This window comes from Pseudomonas fluorescens (genome assembly GCF_900215245.1).
GTDB lineage: Bacteria > Pseudomonadota > Gammaproteobacteria > Pseudomonadales > Pseudomonadaceae > Aquipseudomonas > Aquipseudomonas fluorescens.
The window spans coordinates 1,600,503-1,612,865 of sequence record NZ_LT907842.1 but is presented as its reverse complement, the minus strand read 5'-3'; the positions used below and the strand labels follow the sequence as shown (position 1 = coordinate 1,612,865).

At 61.3% G+C, this 12,363-nt stretch carries 11 protein-coding genes; 7 read left to right on the top strand and 4 right to left on the bottom strand.

Annotated elements, in window-relative coordinates; all coding sequences use genetic code 11:
• Positions 1-12: 12 nt before the first annotated feature.
• From CPH89_RS07605 to fdhA, 6 genes are all read left to right on the top strand, one after another.
• Positions 13-1,263 (top strand): sarcosine oxidase subunit beta, encoded by a 1,251-nt coding sequence (locus tag CPH89_RS07605; protein WP_010207084.1) that lies wholly within the window; start codon positions 13-15, stop codon positions 1,261-1,263.
• Positions 1,264-1,278: 15 nt separating this feature from the next.
• Positions 1,279-1,581: a sarcosine oxidase subunit delta gene (locus CPH89_RS07600; RefSeq protein ID WP_027605979.1), complete on the top strand. Its 303-nt coding sequence runs from the start codon at positions 1,279-1,281 to the stop codon at positions 1,579-1,581.
• Positions 1,578-4,595: a sarcosine oxidase subunit alpha gene (locus CPH89_RS07595; RefSeq protein ID WP_053258373.1), complete on the top strand. Its 3,018-nt coding sequence runs from the start codon at positions 1,578-1,580 to the stop codon at positions 4,593-4,595. The genes CPH89_RS07600 and CPH89_RS07595 overlap by 4 nt, the downstream gene beginning before the upstream one ends.
• Before the next feature lie 122 nt (positions 4,596-4,717).
• The gene (locus tag CPH89_RS07590; protein ID WP_053258372.1) at positions 4,718-5,350 is read left to right on the top strand and encodes a sarcosine oxidase subunit gamma; all 633 of its coding nucleotides are present in this window, start codon (positions 4,718-4,720) and stop codon (positions 5,348-5,350) included.
• 123 nt (positions 5,351-5,473) lie between these two features.
• Positions 5,474-6,331 (top strand): formyltetrahydrofolate deformylase, encoded by an 858-nt coding sequence (gene purU / locus CPH89_RS07585; RefSeq protein ID WP_032883972.1) that lies wholly within the window; start codon positions 5,474-5,476, stop codon positions 6,329-6,331.
• Between the two features lie 195 nt (positions 6,332-6,526).
• A complete protein-coding gene (gene fdhA, locus CPH89_RS07580) occupies positions 6,527-7,726 on the top strand; it encodes a formaldehyde dehydrogenase, glutathione-independent (RefSeq protein WP_048722231.1) in 1,200 nt (399 codons plus the stop codon).
• Between the two features lie 53 nt (positions 7,727-7,779).
• Here fdhA and CPH89_RS07575 read toward each other — a convergent pair whose 3' ends face one another.
• From CPH89_RS07575 to CPH89_RS07565, 3 genes are all read right to left on the bottom strand, one after another.
• Positions 7,780-8,040 (bottom strand): hypothetical protein, encoded by a 261-nt coding sequence (locus tag CPH89_RS07575; RefSeq protein WP_232005432.1) that lies wholly within the window; start codon positions 8,038-8,040, stop codon positions 7,780-7,782.
• Positions 8,041-8,963: 923 nt separating this feature from the next.
• Positions 8,964-9,641 carry an anti-sigma factor gene (locus CPH89_RS07570; protein WP_053258370.1) on the bottom strand — a complete coding sequence of 226 codons (678 nt, stop codon included), beginning with the start codon at positions 9,639-9,641 and terminating at the stop codon, positions 8,964-8,966.
• Positions 9,638-10,264 carry a sigma-70 family RNA polymerase sigma factor gene (locus CPH89_RS07565; protein WP_053258369.1) on the bottom strand — a complete coding sequence of 209 codons (627 nt, stop codon included), beginning with the start codon at positions 10,262-10,264 and terminating at the stop codon, positions 9,638-9,640. Before CPH89_RS07565 ends, CPH89_RS07570 begins: the two co-directional genes overlap by 4 nt.
• A 151-nt stretch (positions 10,265-10,415) precedes the next feature.
• On the opposite strand from CPH89_RS07565, the gene CPH89_RS07560 reads away from it, so the two are divergent.
• Complete coding sequence (locus tag CPH89_RS07560) at positions 10,416-10,985, top strand: DUF2780 domain-containing protein (protein WP_053258368.1); 570 nt, start codon at positions 10,416-10,418, stop codon at positions 10,983-10,985.
• 455 nt (positions 10,986-11,440) lie between these two features.
• Here CPH89_RS07560 and CPH89_RS07555 read toward each other — a convergent pair whose 3' ends face one another.
• Complete coding sequence (locus CPH89_RS07555) at positions 11,441-12,319, bottom strand: 1-acylglycerol-3-phosphate O-acyltransferase, YihG family (protein ID WP_053258367.1); 879 nt, start codon at positions 12,317-12,319, stop codon at positions 11,441-11,443.
• Positions 12,320-12,363 lie beyond the last annotated feature (44 nt).

Genomic DNA, 12,363 nt, shown 5'->3' with positions numbered 1-12,363 from the left:
GGAGTAATGACTATGCAACGCTACTCGGGCTTCGGCCTCTTCAAGCACTCACTCAGCCACCACGAAAACTGGCAGAAGATGTGGCGCACGCCGACCCCTAAAAAGGTCTACGACGTGGTCATCGTCGGCGGTGGCGGGCATGGTCTGGCGACCGCCTATTACCTGGCCAAAGAGCACGGCATCACCAACGTGGCCGTGGTCGAAAAAGGCTGGTTGGGCGGCGGCAACACGGCGCGCAACACCACCATCGTGCGTTCCAACTACCTGTGGGACGAGTCGGCGCACCTGTACGAACACGCAATGAAACTGTGGGAAGGCCTGTCCCAGGACCTGAACTACAACGTGATGTTCTCCCAGCGTGGCGTCTACAACCTGTGCCATACCCTGCAAGACATTCGTGATTCCGAGCGCCGCGTCAGCGCCAACCGCCTCAACGGCGTGGACGGCGAACTGCTCAACGCCAAACAAGTGGCCGACGAAATCCCGTACCTCGACTGCTCGAAAAACACGCGCTACCCGGTGCTCGGCGCCACCGTGCAACGTCGCGGCGGCGTGGCCCGTCACGATGCCGTGGCCTGGGGCTTTGCCCGCGCCGCTGACGCCCTCGGCGTGGACTTGATCCAGCAGACCGAAGTGATCGGCTTTCGCAAGGAAAACGGCGTGTGCATCGGCGTGGAAACCAACAAAGGCTTTATCGGCGCCAAGCGCGTCGGTGTGGTCACGGCCGGTAATTCCGGGCACATGGCGTCGCTCGCCGGCTTCCGCCTGCCGATCGAATCCCACCCGCTGCAAGCGTTGGTGTCGGAGCCGATCAAGCCGATTATCGACAGCGTGATCATGTCCAACGCCGTGCACGGCTACATCAGCCAATCCGACAAGGGCGACTTGGTGATCGGTGCCGGTATCGACGGCTACAACGGCTACGGCCAGCGCGGCTCGTACCCGGTGATCGAACACACCATCCAGGCCATCGTCGAGATGTTCCCGGTGCTGTCGCGCGTGCGCATGAACCGTCAGTGGGGCGGCATCGTCGACACCACGCCGGACGCCTGCCCGATCATCTCCAAGACCCCGGTGCCGAACATGTTCTTCAACTGCGGTTGGGGCACCGGTGGCTTCAAGGCCACACCGGGCTCAGGCAACGTGTTTGCCGCCAGCCTGGCCAAGGGTGAAATGCACCCATTGGCAGCGCCTTTTTCCATCGACCGTTTCCACAACGGTGCGTTGATCGACGAACACGGCGCTGCGGCCGTCGCCCACTAACAGGAGAAATTCCCTATGTTGCATATCTTCTGTCCTCACTGTGGCGAACTGCGCTCCGAAGAGGAATTCCACGCGTCCGGCCAAGCGCACATCCCGCGCCCGCTGGACCCGAACGCCTGCACCGATGAAGAGTGGGGCGACTACATGTTCTTTCGCGACAACCCCCGTGGCCTGCACCACGAACTGTGGATTCACGCTGCCGGTTGCCGCCAGTATTTCAACGCCACGCGCGACACCGTGACCTACGAAATACTTGAAACCTACAAGATCGGCGAGAAGCCGCAATTTACCGCCAAGGCCTCTGGAGAGAAGGTATGAGCCAGATCAATCGCCTGTCCAACGGTGGCCGCATCGACCGTAATAAAGTCCTGACGTTCACCTTCAACGGCCAGAGCTACAAAGGCTTTGAAGGTGACACCCTGGCCGCAGCCCTGCTGGCCAATGGCGTCGACATCATCGGTCGCAGCTTCAAATACTCACGCCCACGCGGCATTTTTGCCGCCGGTGCCGAGGAGCCGAACGCGGTGCTGCAAATCGGCGCCACCGAAGCCACCCAGATTCCCAACGTGCGCGCCACGCAACAGGCGCTCTACCAAGGGTTGGTCGCCACCAGCACCAATGGCTGGCCGAGCGTGAACAACGACATGATGGGCATTCTCGGCAAGGTCGGCGGCAAGCTGATGCCGCCGGGCTTCTACTACAAAACCTTCATGTACCCGCAATCGTTCTGGATGACCTACGAGAAGTACATCCGCAAGGCCGCAGGCCTTGGTCGCTCGCCGACCGAGAACGACCCGGACACCTACGACAACATGAACCGTCACTGCGACGTGTTGATTGTTGGCGCCGGCCCTGCCGGTCTGGCGGCAGCTTTGGCGGCTGCGCGCAGCGGTGCGCGAGTGATCATCGCGGACGAGCAGGAAGAATTCGGCGGCTCTTTGCTGGACTCGCGCGAAAGCCTCGACGGCAAGCCGGCCACCGAGTGGGTCGCCAGTGTGATCGCTGAACTCAAGGCCCTGCCGGACGTGCTGCTATTGCCTCGCGCCACCGTCAACGGTTACCACGACCATAACTTCCTGACCATTCACGAACGCCTCACCGACCACCTCGGTGACCGCGCGCCGATTGGTGTGGTGCGCCAGCGCATCCACCGTGTGCGCGCCAAGCGTGTGGTGCTGGCGACCGGTGCGTGCGAGCGCCCGCTGGTGTACGGCAACAACGACGTGCCGGGCAACATGCTTGCCGGCGCAGTCTCCACTTACGTGCGTCGCTACGGCGTGGCACCGGGCAAAAAATTGGTGCTGTCGACCAACAACGACCACGCCTACCGCGTTGCATTGGACTGGTTCGATGCAGGCCTTGCGGTTGTCGCGGTGGCCGATGCTCGCCATAACCCACGCGGTGCATTGGTTGAAGAGGCGCGTGCCAAAGGCATTCGCATCCTCACCGGCAGCGCTGTGATCGAGGCCCGTGGCAGCAAGCACGTGACCGGCGCCCGCGTGGCGGCGATCGACGTCAAAGCGCATAAAGTCACCAGCCCCGGCGAGTGGCTGGACTGCGACCTGGTGGCCAGCTCCGGCGGCTACAGCCCGGTTGTTCACTTGGCCTCGCACTTGGGTGGCAAGCCGACCTGGCGTGAAGACATCCTCGGTTTTGTACCGGGCGAAGCCCCACAAAAACGCGTGTGCGTCGGTGGCATCAACGGCGTCTACGGCCTAGGTGATTCCCTGGCGGATGGTTTTGAAGGCGGCGTGCGCGCAGCCAGCGAAGCCGGTTTCGCGCCCGTGCAAGGCACGCTGCCAAAAGCCTTGAGCCGCCTGGAAGAGCCGACGCTGGCGCTGTTCCAGGTGCCTCACGAAAAAGCTACTGCCCGGGCGCCGAAGCAATTTGTCGACCTGCAAAACGACGTGACCGCCGCCGCCATCGAACTGGCTACCCGCGAAGGTTTCGAGTCGGTCGAGCACGTCAAACGCTACACCGCGCTGGGTTTCGGCACCGACCAGGGCAAGCTGGGTAACGTCAACGGCCTGGCGATTGCCGCGCGCTCGTTGAACGTTACCATCCCGCAGATGGGCACCACCATGTTCCGCCCGAACTACACGCCGGTCACCTTCGGCGCCGTCGCGGGCCGCCACTGTGGGCACATCTTTGAACCGGTGCGCTACACTGCGCTGCAAGCCTGGCACGTGAAAAACGGCGCCGAGTTTGAAGACGTCGGCCAGTGGAAACGCCCCTGGTACTTCCCGCGCAACGGTGAAGACCTGCACGCGGCGGTGAAACGCGAATGCCTGGCCGTGCGCGACAGCGTCGGCCTGCTGGATGCGTCGACCCTCGGCAAGATCGATATTCAGGGCCCGGATGCCCGTGAGTTCCTCAACCGCATCTACAGCAACGCCTGGACCAAGCTCGATGTGGGCAAGGCGCGCTACGGCCTGATGTGCAAGGAAGACGGCATGGTCTTCGACGACGGCGTCACCGCCTGCCTCGCCGACAACCATTTCTTGATGACCACCACCACCGGCGGCGCAGCGCGCGTATTGCAGTGGCTGGAAATCTACCAGCAGACCGAGTGGCCAGACCTCAAGGTGTACTTCACCTCGGTCACCGACCACTGGGCAACCATGACCTTGTCCGGCCCCAACAGCCGCAAGCTGCTGAGCGAAGTGACCGACATCGACCTGGACAAGGACGGCTTCCCGTTCATGACCTGGAAAGAAGGCTTGGTCGGCGGCGTACCGGCGCGGGTGTTCCGTATCTCGTTTACCGGCGAGCTGTCGTACGAAGTCAACGTGCAGGCCGACTACGCCATGGGCGTGCTGGAACAGATCGTCGAGGCGGGCAAAAAGTACAACCTGACCCCGTACGGCACCGAAACCATGCACGTACTGCGCGCCGAGAAGGGCTTCATCATCGTTGGTCAGGACACCGACGGCTCGATGACCCCGGACGACCTGAACATGGGTTGGTGTGTAGGCCGCACCAAACCGTTTTCGTGGATCGGCTGGCGCGGCATGAACCGTGAAGACTGCGTGCGCGAAGAGCGTAAGCAGCTTGTCGGGCTCAAGCCGATTGATCCGAACGTATGGCTGCCGGAAGGCGCGCAACTGGTGTTTGATCCGAAGCAGACGATCCCGATGAAGATGGTCGGCCATGTCACCTCCAGCTACGCCCACAACTCCCTCGGCTATTCGTTTGCGATGGCGGTGGTCAAGGGCGGCTTGAAGCGCATCGGCGAGCGAGTGTTCTCACCGCAGGCGGATGGCAGCGTGATCGAGGCAGAGATTGTGTCCTCGGTGTTCTTTGACCCGAAAGGCGATCGCCAGAACATCTGATAGACCGAGGCGCGGCCTTCGCGAGCAAGCCCGCTCCCACATTTGGAATGCATTCCCCTGTGGGAGCGGGCTTGCTCGCGAAGACGCCAGTAGCCGCACAACAGAATCAGGAAAGGTGCTTTATGACAGCAGCCAATGTTTACCAACAACGCCCCACCACCGGCGCCAAGGCCGAGTCGTCGCTGCACCATGCCGACCTCGCCAGCCTGGTCGGCAAGGGCCGCAAGAACGCCGGCGTGACCGTGCGTGAAAAGAAACTCCTCGGCCACCTGACGATTCGTGGCGATGGCCATGACGCGGCTTTCGCGGCCGGCGTGCACAAAGCCGTGGGCATCGAACTGCCCGGCGCCTTGCAGGTGATCGTCAACGGCGAAACCAGCCTGCAATGGCTCGGCCCGGATGAATGGCTGCTGGTTGTGCCAAGCGGTGAAGAATTCGCTGCCGAGCAAAACCTGCGTGCCGCCCTGGGCGACCTGCATATCCAGATCGTCAACGTCAGTGGCGGCCAGCAGATTCTCGAACTCAGCGGCCCGAATGTGCGCGACGTGCTGATGAAGTCCACCAGCTACGACGTGCACCCCAACAATTTCCCGGTGGGCAAGGCGGTGGGCACGGTGTTCGCCAAGTCGCAACTGGTGATACGTCACACCGCCGAGGACACCTGGGAACTGCTGATTCGTCGCAGCTTCTCGGATTACTGGTGGTTGTGGCTGCAGGACGCGTCAGCCGAATTTGGCCTGAATGTCGTTGCATAACGCTCGTTCCCACGCTCTGCGTGGGAATGCATCCCGGGACGCTCCGCGGCCCAAGAGCGGACGCAGAGCGTCCATGGCGGCATTCCCACGCAGAGCGTGGGAACGATCAAGGAGTCACGCACAATGAGCCGCGCACCCGATACATGGATTTTGACTGCCGACTGCCCCAGCGTGCTCGGCACGGTGGACGCGGTCACTCGCTACCTGTTCGAGCAGGGCTGCTACGTCACCGAGCACCATTCGTTCGATGACCGCCTCTCGGGCCGGTTTTTTATTCGAGTGGAGTTTCGCCAACCCGACGGTTTCGACGAGCAGGCTTTCCGCGATGGCCTGGCCACCCGTGGCGAAGCCTTTGGGATGATCTTCGAGCTGACGGCGCCGAACTATCGGCCAAAAGTGGTGATCATGGTCTCCAAGGCCGATCACTGCCTCAACGATTTGCTCTACCGCCAGCGCATCGGCCAATTGTCGATGGACGTGGTCGCGGTGGTGTCCAACCATCCCGATTTGAAGCCGTTGGCCGACTGGCACCAGATTCCCTACTACCATTTCCCCCTCGACCCTAACGACAAACCGTCCCAGGAGCGTCAGGTGTGGCAAGTGATTGAAGAGACCGGTGCGGAACTGGTGATTCTTGCGCGCTACATGCAAGTGCTGTCGCCGGAGCTATGCCGCAAGCTCGATGGCAAGGCCATCAACATTCACCACTCGTTGCTGCCCGGTTTCAAAGGCGCCAAGCCGTATCACCAGGCGTACAACAAGGGCGTGAAACTGGTCGGCGCCACGGCGCATTACATCAACAACGACCTGGATGAAGGCCCGATCATCGCCCAGGGTGTGGAAGTGGTGGACCACAGCCACTATCCCGAGGACTTGATTGCCAAGGGGCGCGATATTGAAGGGCTGACACTGGCCCGGGCGGTTGGGTATCACATTGAGCGGCGGGTTTTTCTCAATGCCAATAGGACTGTGGTGCTTTGACTGACGCCTTCGCGAGCAAGCCCGCTCCCACATTTGACCGGGTTCCACATTTGAAATGCTGTCGAATGTGGGAGCGGGCTTGCTCGCGAAGGGGCCATCAGCAACAACGCAAAAACAGCATCTGTAACCCGAGCACTTAAACGCGCTGCCTGCCTGGGCAACGCGGTTCCATAAAAACAACAGCGAGGTGAAAGCATGTCTGGTAATCGTGGTGTCGTGTATCTCGGCAACGGCAAGGTCGAAGTACAGAAAATCGACTATCCCAAAATGCAGGACCCCCGTGGCAGGAAGATTGAGCACGGCGTCATCCTGCGCGTGGTCTCCACCAACATCTGCGGCTCCGACCAACACATGGTGCGCGGCCGCACCACTGCCCAGACCGGCCTGGTACTGGGGCATGAAATCACCGGCGAAGTGATCGAGAAGGGCAGCGACGTCGAGAACCTGAAAATCGGCGACCTGGTGTCGGTGCCATTCAACGTGGCGTGCGGCCGTTGCCGCTCGTGCAAAGAACAACACACCGGCGTGTGCCTGACCGTCAACCCGGCACGTGCCGGTGGCGCCTATGGCTACGTCGACATGGGCGATTGGACCGGTGGCCAGGCTGAATACGTGCTGGTGCCGTATGCCGACTTCAACCTGCTGAAACTGCCGGACCGCGACAAGGCCATGGAGAAAATCCGTGACCTGACCTGCCTCTCCGACATCCTGCCGACTGGCTACCACGGCGCCGTCACTGCCGGCGTAGGCCCTGGCAGTACCGTTTACATCGCAGGTGCCGGCCCGGTCGGCCTGGCCGCTGCGGCATCCGCCCGCCTGCTCGGCGCGGCGGTGGTGATCATCGGCGACGTCAACTCCATCCGCCTGGCTCACGCCAAGGCGCAAGGGTTTGAAGTGGTCGACCTGTCCACCGACACCCCGCTGCACGAACAGATCGCCGCCCTGCTGGGCGAGCCGGAAGTGGACTGCGCCGTTGACTGCGTGGGCTTCGAAGCACGTGGCCACGGGCATGACGGCGCCAAGGCCGAAGCCCCGGCCACCGTGCTCAACTCGCTGATGGGCGTGGTGCGTGTGGCAGGCAAAATCGGCATTCCAGGTTTGTACGTGACCGAAGACCCGGGCGCCGTCGACGCCGCCGCAAAAATGGGCAGCCTGAGCATCCGCTTCGGTCTGGGCTGGGCTAAATCCCACAGCTTCCACACCGGCCAAACCCCGGTGATGAAGTACAACCGCCAACTGATGCAGGCGATCATGTGGGACCGCATTCATATTGCCGATATCGTCGGCGTCGAAGTCATCAGCCTGGATGACGCCCCGCGTGGGTACGGCGAGTTTGATGCGGGCGTGCCGAAGAAGTTTGTGATTGATCCGCATAAGTTGTTCAGTGCGGCATAAGCGTTGGCGAAATAAAAGGGCGACCCTAGGGTCGCCCTTTTTGCGTCGGGTGCTTAAGCCTGTAAGCGTCGACTGATCACATCCAGCAAATCACAGCCATCTCGCAGCGGAATGGCGCAGAGCAGGGCGAAGTCCTGGAGGACAAGGGTGTCGGTTTGCATGCCTTCGCGAAACGCCAGGTTTTCCATGACTTGAGTGACCGCGCGGATGCGGTAGACGGCGGCGTCGTGGAGCACGTCCAGCGGGACTTGGGTGTCGATGAGCAGGGAGGGAGTGGTGGCGTCGTGGCCGGTGAGCGGCATGTATCGGTTCATGTTTTAAAACCCATTCAAGTAGAGGTGGGCTACACACTTATTCGTCGCCAAACGAATTGGGTGGCAGCTGTACGCAGGTTGGCGAACCGGGAATGGAACCGGCAGACCCGAAGGTCTCCCGCGCACAGCCACCATGAAAGCAGCTATTGCGGACGCAAAAGAACCTGCAAAAAAGCAGAAGCTTTTGCACCATTCACCCGAGTCGCCAAACCCGTGTCGCCATATGGACGACCGCCGAACTATAAGCGCCATCCTTCGCCATGAGCAAGTCGCCCAGCCGATGAAAATCAAATGTGGGAGCGGGCTTGCTCGCGAAAGCGGTGGGTCAGTCAACACATTCATCAACTGATACACCGCCTTCGCGAGCAAGCCCGCTCCCACAGGGTAGTGGTGTGAGCAAGTCGCCCAGCCGATGAAAATCAAAATGTGGGAGCTGGCTTGCCTGCGAAGGCGGCGTGCCAGTCAACACATTCATCAACTGATACACCGCCATCGTGGGCAAGCCCGCTCCCACAGGGAAACGCCTGGAGCAAGTCGCCCGGCCGATGAAAATCAAATGTGGGAGCGGGCTTGCTCGCGAACGCGGTGGGTCAGTCAACACATTCATCAACTGATACACCGCCTTCGCGAGCAAGCCCGCTCCCACAGGGTAGTGGTGTGAGCAAGTCGCCCGGCCGATGAAGATCAAAATGTGGGAGGCTGGCTTGCCTGCGATGGCGGCGTGTCAGTCAACACATTCATCAACTGATACACCGCCTTCGCGAGCCCGCTCCCACAGGGTAGTGGTGTGAGCAAGTCGCCCGGCCGATGAAGATCAAAATGTGGGAGCTGGCTTGCCTGCGATGGCGGCGTGCCAGCCAACCTTTTCTGAGCTGATACACCGCCTTCGCGGGCAAGCCCGCTCCCACAGGTGTTGAGAGGGGTCAGCGAGAGGCCAGGGCGCCTTGGTACAGCACGGGGCCGGTGGGTTGTCCGGTGGGTGAGCCGCCTTGTGGCTCCAGGCTGACGGCCAGGGTCGCGGGTGCAGTCAACAGCGCTTGCTGTTCCTTGCTCAGCTGGATTCGGCCTTTACCCGAAGTCGGCACCAAGCCCAGGGAGACAGGTTTGCCACCGGCCGCAATGACCCATAGTTCCAGGGCCCGTGTCGGCTCTACCGCCGCCAACGTTAGCGGCTCGACTTGCAGATGATCGCCAAACGCCTGGATCTGCAGCGCCGGTTGCTGGTTCGCCGCGACCAGCGTGGCGTTGTACTCGGCGCCGATATCACGCTGATAAAGCACGCCGACCAACACGGCGACGACAACCGCGCAGGCGGCCATCAGTACGCGCAGGTTCATCCAGAACGGTTTCTTCGCCGGCACGTGCAGCACTTGCGGCTCGATCCGCGCCTTGATGCCCGCCCACACGTGGTCCGGCACCGGCCGCTCGGGCAAAGAACCGGTGAGGCTGGCGAGTGCATCCTGCCAATGGCCCAGTTCGACGCGCAGTGCAGCGTCTTCCAATAACAGGGCGTCGAAACGCCGACGGGCGGTGGCGGGCATCAGCCCGATGGCGTAGTCGGCAGCCAGGGCGCGGCGCAGCGCGGTCGTTTGGTAGTTCATGATTCAAGGCACCTGCGCAGGCGTTCCATGCCGCGGCGAATCCAGGATTTGACCGAGCCCAGGGGCGCGGCCAAGTGGTCGGCCAATTCCGAGCACGACAGGCCCTGGAAGTAAGCCACAGTGATCGATTGACGCTGCATGCCGTCCAGCGTGTCGAGGCAGCGATTCAGCGCACGGGCTTCGCGTTCGTTATCCAGTTGCTCGTGGGCGCTGGGGCCGTCGTCGAGCAGGGCGTCCTGCTGGCCGTCGGCCAAGGGTTGTTCGCGGTGTTTGCGTAGTTGGTCGATGGCCAGGTTACGCGTGATATTCACCATCCAGGTCATCGGCGCCGCCAGGTGCGCTTCGTAGCGTGAGGCGTTGTACCAGATGCGCACAAACGCCTCCTGCAACACCTCTTCGGCCAGGTCGGAGCGCCCCATGAACCGCAACGCCACACCGTGCAGCCGTGGCGAAACGCTGCGGTAGAGGGTTTCGAACGCCTGGCGGTTGCCCAGGGCGCATTGGGCCAGCAAAGGCCGCAACGGGTCAGCATCATTGATCGAAATAGGGCTTCTCCAGGCTCTCGGACGAGGGCGACGGGACTGCGCACGGTAGGCAGAGGGTAGTCCAGCTTGAGCATTCATTCCATCCGACTCCGGGCGGTGCATGGGGGATATACGCGCGCGGGGAACATTTGGATGCAGCTTTTTCTGAACTAATCTTTAGGTGGGAACATTCCTTCGGGACTGTCAGTCAAACGCGTGCTTTTAGCTCCTACATTCAGAGGTTGTCTTGATGAAGATTTCACGCGGTTTTGCCCTGTCATGCCTGTTGACCGTGGCCGCCAGCCCGGTGTTTGCCGCAGGTTTCAGCCTCGGTGACGTGGCCAATGCCGTCTCCGGTGCCCAGGGCAACAATAAGGCGGCTGCCGCAGCGCCGAGCTCCCAGACCGCTGGCCTGTTGCAGGCCCTGACTTCGCAATTGAACATTACCCCGGAACAAGCCGTCGGCGGCACCGGCGCCATGCTCGGCCTGGCCAAAAACAAGCTGAGCGGCACTGACTATTCGCAACTGGGCAAGAGCGTGCCGGGCCTGGATCAACTGTCCGGGAGCAACTCGCTGGGTAGCCTCGGCGCCTTGAGCGGGATGCTCGGTCAGAGCGGCGGCAGCAAAACCAGCGGCCTGGACGGCCTGCTGGGTAACGTGAAGGACACCAGCGACCTCAACACCGCGTTCAGCGCGCTGGGCATGGATAACAGCATGATCGGCAAGTTTGCGCCGGTGATCCTGCAGTACCTGGGTGGCCAGGGCGCCAACCAGTCAGTGCTGGGCAAATTGGCTTCGGCCTGGGGCACCGGCAGCTAAATACCGGTGAGTGTGTATGTCGCATACGGTGCGAGGCCTTCATTGATGCAAACAATCAAAAAGCACACGTAATGAGGCGTATAAAATCGTAGGGAACCGCTGAACAGGGCACGCCACAGAGGGAGACCTTTCAAGCTTCGCGCATAACGGGCTTGGAAGGTTTCATTCATTGGACTTTAAGTGGTGGCACGATGAAAACATTGCATTTGCCTGTCAGCGTCTCGTATTGGGTCAATCCTCCTGCCATCCCGTATGAGCCACAAGGGACCGGTTTGATCGGTCGCCCGCGGCACACTAATGCCCGGAACGAAGTGGCCGATGCCTCGAAGGCACAAGAACCCCAAGCGCCTTATGAGCCGGTACTCAACATTTGGGGAGAATGTGTTCCCCGTTAGTTCGCACTCAATGTGCTTCATTTGCGGTGTGTGAACAGGCTGTGCACACCGTTGGCAGGCCTATTTGAGTAGCGTCTCAATTCTCTGGTCTTTTTCCTGCCAGAGCTGGTTCACCCAGTTCTGGACGGTCTGGCGAAAGGCCGGATCGTTCTCGTAGTCCCCTTGCCACAACGCCGGGTCCAGCTCATGGGTGCGGATATCAATGATCACTTTCGGCACCGCGCCGCTGATCAAGTCCCAGAACCCTGGAATCGTGTGCTGCGGATAGACCACGGTCACGTCGAGTACCGCGTCCAGCTGTTCACCCATCGCCGCCAGCACAAACGCCACGCCGCCCGCCTTGGGCTTGAGCAGCCGCGAAAACGGCGAATCCTGTTGGGTGCGCTTGGCCTCGCTGAACCGCGTGCCTTCCAGGTAATTGACCACCGTCACCGGCTGGCGCTTGAACAGCTCGCAGGCCTGTTTGGTGATTTTCAGGTCCTGGCCCGCCAGTTCCGGGTGCTTGGCCAGGAACGCCTTGGTGTAGCGCTTCATGAACGGGTAATCCAGCGCCCACCAGGCCAGGCCAAGGAAGGGCACCCAGATCAGCTCTTTTTTCAGGAAGAATTTGAAGAACGGCGTACGGCGGTTAAGCGCCTGGATCAAGGCCGGAATGTCGACCCAGGACTGATGGTTGCTGATCACCAGGTAGGAGGTATCGCTTCGCAGGTCGTCGCCGCCGCGAATGTCCCATTGAGTGGGCGTGCACCGCGAGAATATAAGCTTGTCGATTTCCGCCCAGGTTTCGGCGATCCACATCACCGCCCAGGACGCGTAGTCGCGAAAGCGCCCGGGGGCCACCAGCTTGATCAGGGCAAACACCATCAAGGGGCCGAACAGCACCAGGGTGTTGAGCAATAGCAGGAGTGTGACGAAACAGCCGGTGAGCAGGCGGCGCATAAGTAACTCTTGGAATCGACGTGGGCGGGCCATGATAAGCAAGC

Excerpts from the sequence above, each read along its gene's own strand:
- CPH89_RS07605 (WP_010207084.1), top strand. The coding sequence starts at position 13 with ATGCAACGCTACTCGGGCTTCGGCCTCTTCAAGCACTCACTCAGCCAC.
- CPH89_RS07600 (WP_027605979.1), top strand. The coding sequence starts at position 1,279 with ATGTTGCATATCTTCTGTCCTCACTGTGGCGAACTGCGCTCCGAAGAG.
- CPH89_RS07595 (WP_053258373.1), top strand. The coding sequence starts at position 1,578 with ATGAGCCAGATCAATCGCCTGTCCAACGGTGGCCGCATCGACCGTAAT.
- CPH89_RS07590 (WP_053258372.1), top strand. The coding sequence starts at position 4,718 with ATGACAGCAGCCAATGTTTACCAACAACGCCCCACCACCGGCGCCAAG.
- purU (WP_032883972.1), top strand. The coding sequence starts at position 5,474 with ATGAGCCGCGCACCCGATACATGGATTTTGACTGCCGACTGCCCCAGC.
- fdhA (WP_048722231.1), top strand. The coding sequence starts at position 6,527 with ATGTCTGGTAATCGTGGTGTCGTGTATCTCGGCAACGGCAAGGTCGAA.
- CPH89_RS07575 (WP_232005432.1), bottom strand. The coding sequence starts at position 8,040 with ATGAACCGATACATGCCGCTCACCGGCCACGACGCCACCACTCCCTCC.
- CPH89_RS07570 (WP_053258370.1), bottom strand. The coding sequence starts at position 9,641 with ATGAACTACCAAACGACCGCGCTGCGCCGCGCCCTGGCTGCCGACTAC.
- CPH89_RS07565 (WP_053258369.1), bottom strand. The coding sequence starts at position 10,264 with ATGAATGCTCAAGCTGGACTACCCTCTGCCTACCGTGCGCAGTCCCGT.
- CPH89_RS07560 (WP_053258368.1), top strand. The coding sequence starts at position 10,416 with ATGAAGATTTCACGCGGTTTTGCCCTGTCATGCCTGTTGACCGTGGCC.
- CPH89_RS07555 (WP_053258367.1), bottom strand. The coding sequence starts at position 12,319 with ATGCGCCGCCTGCTCACCGGCTGTTTCGTCACACTCCTGCTATTGCTC.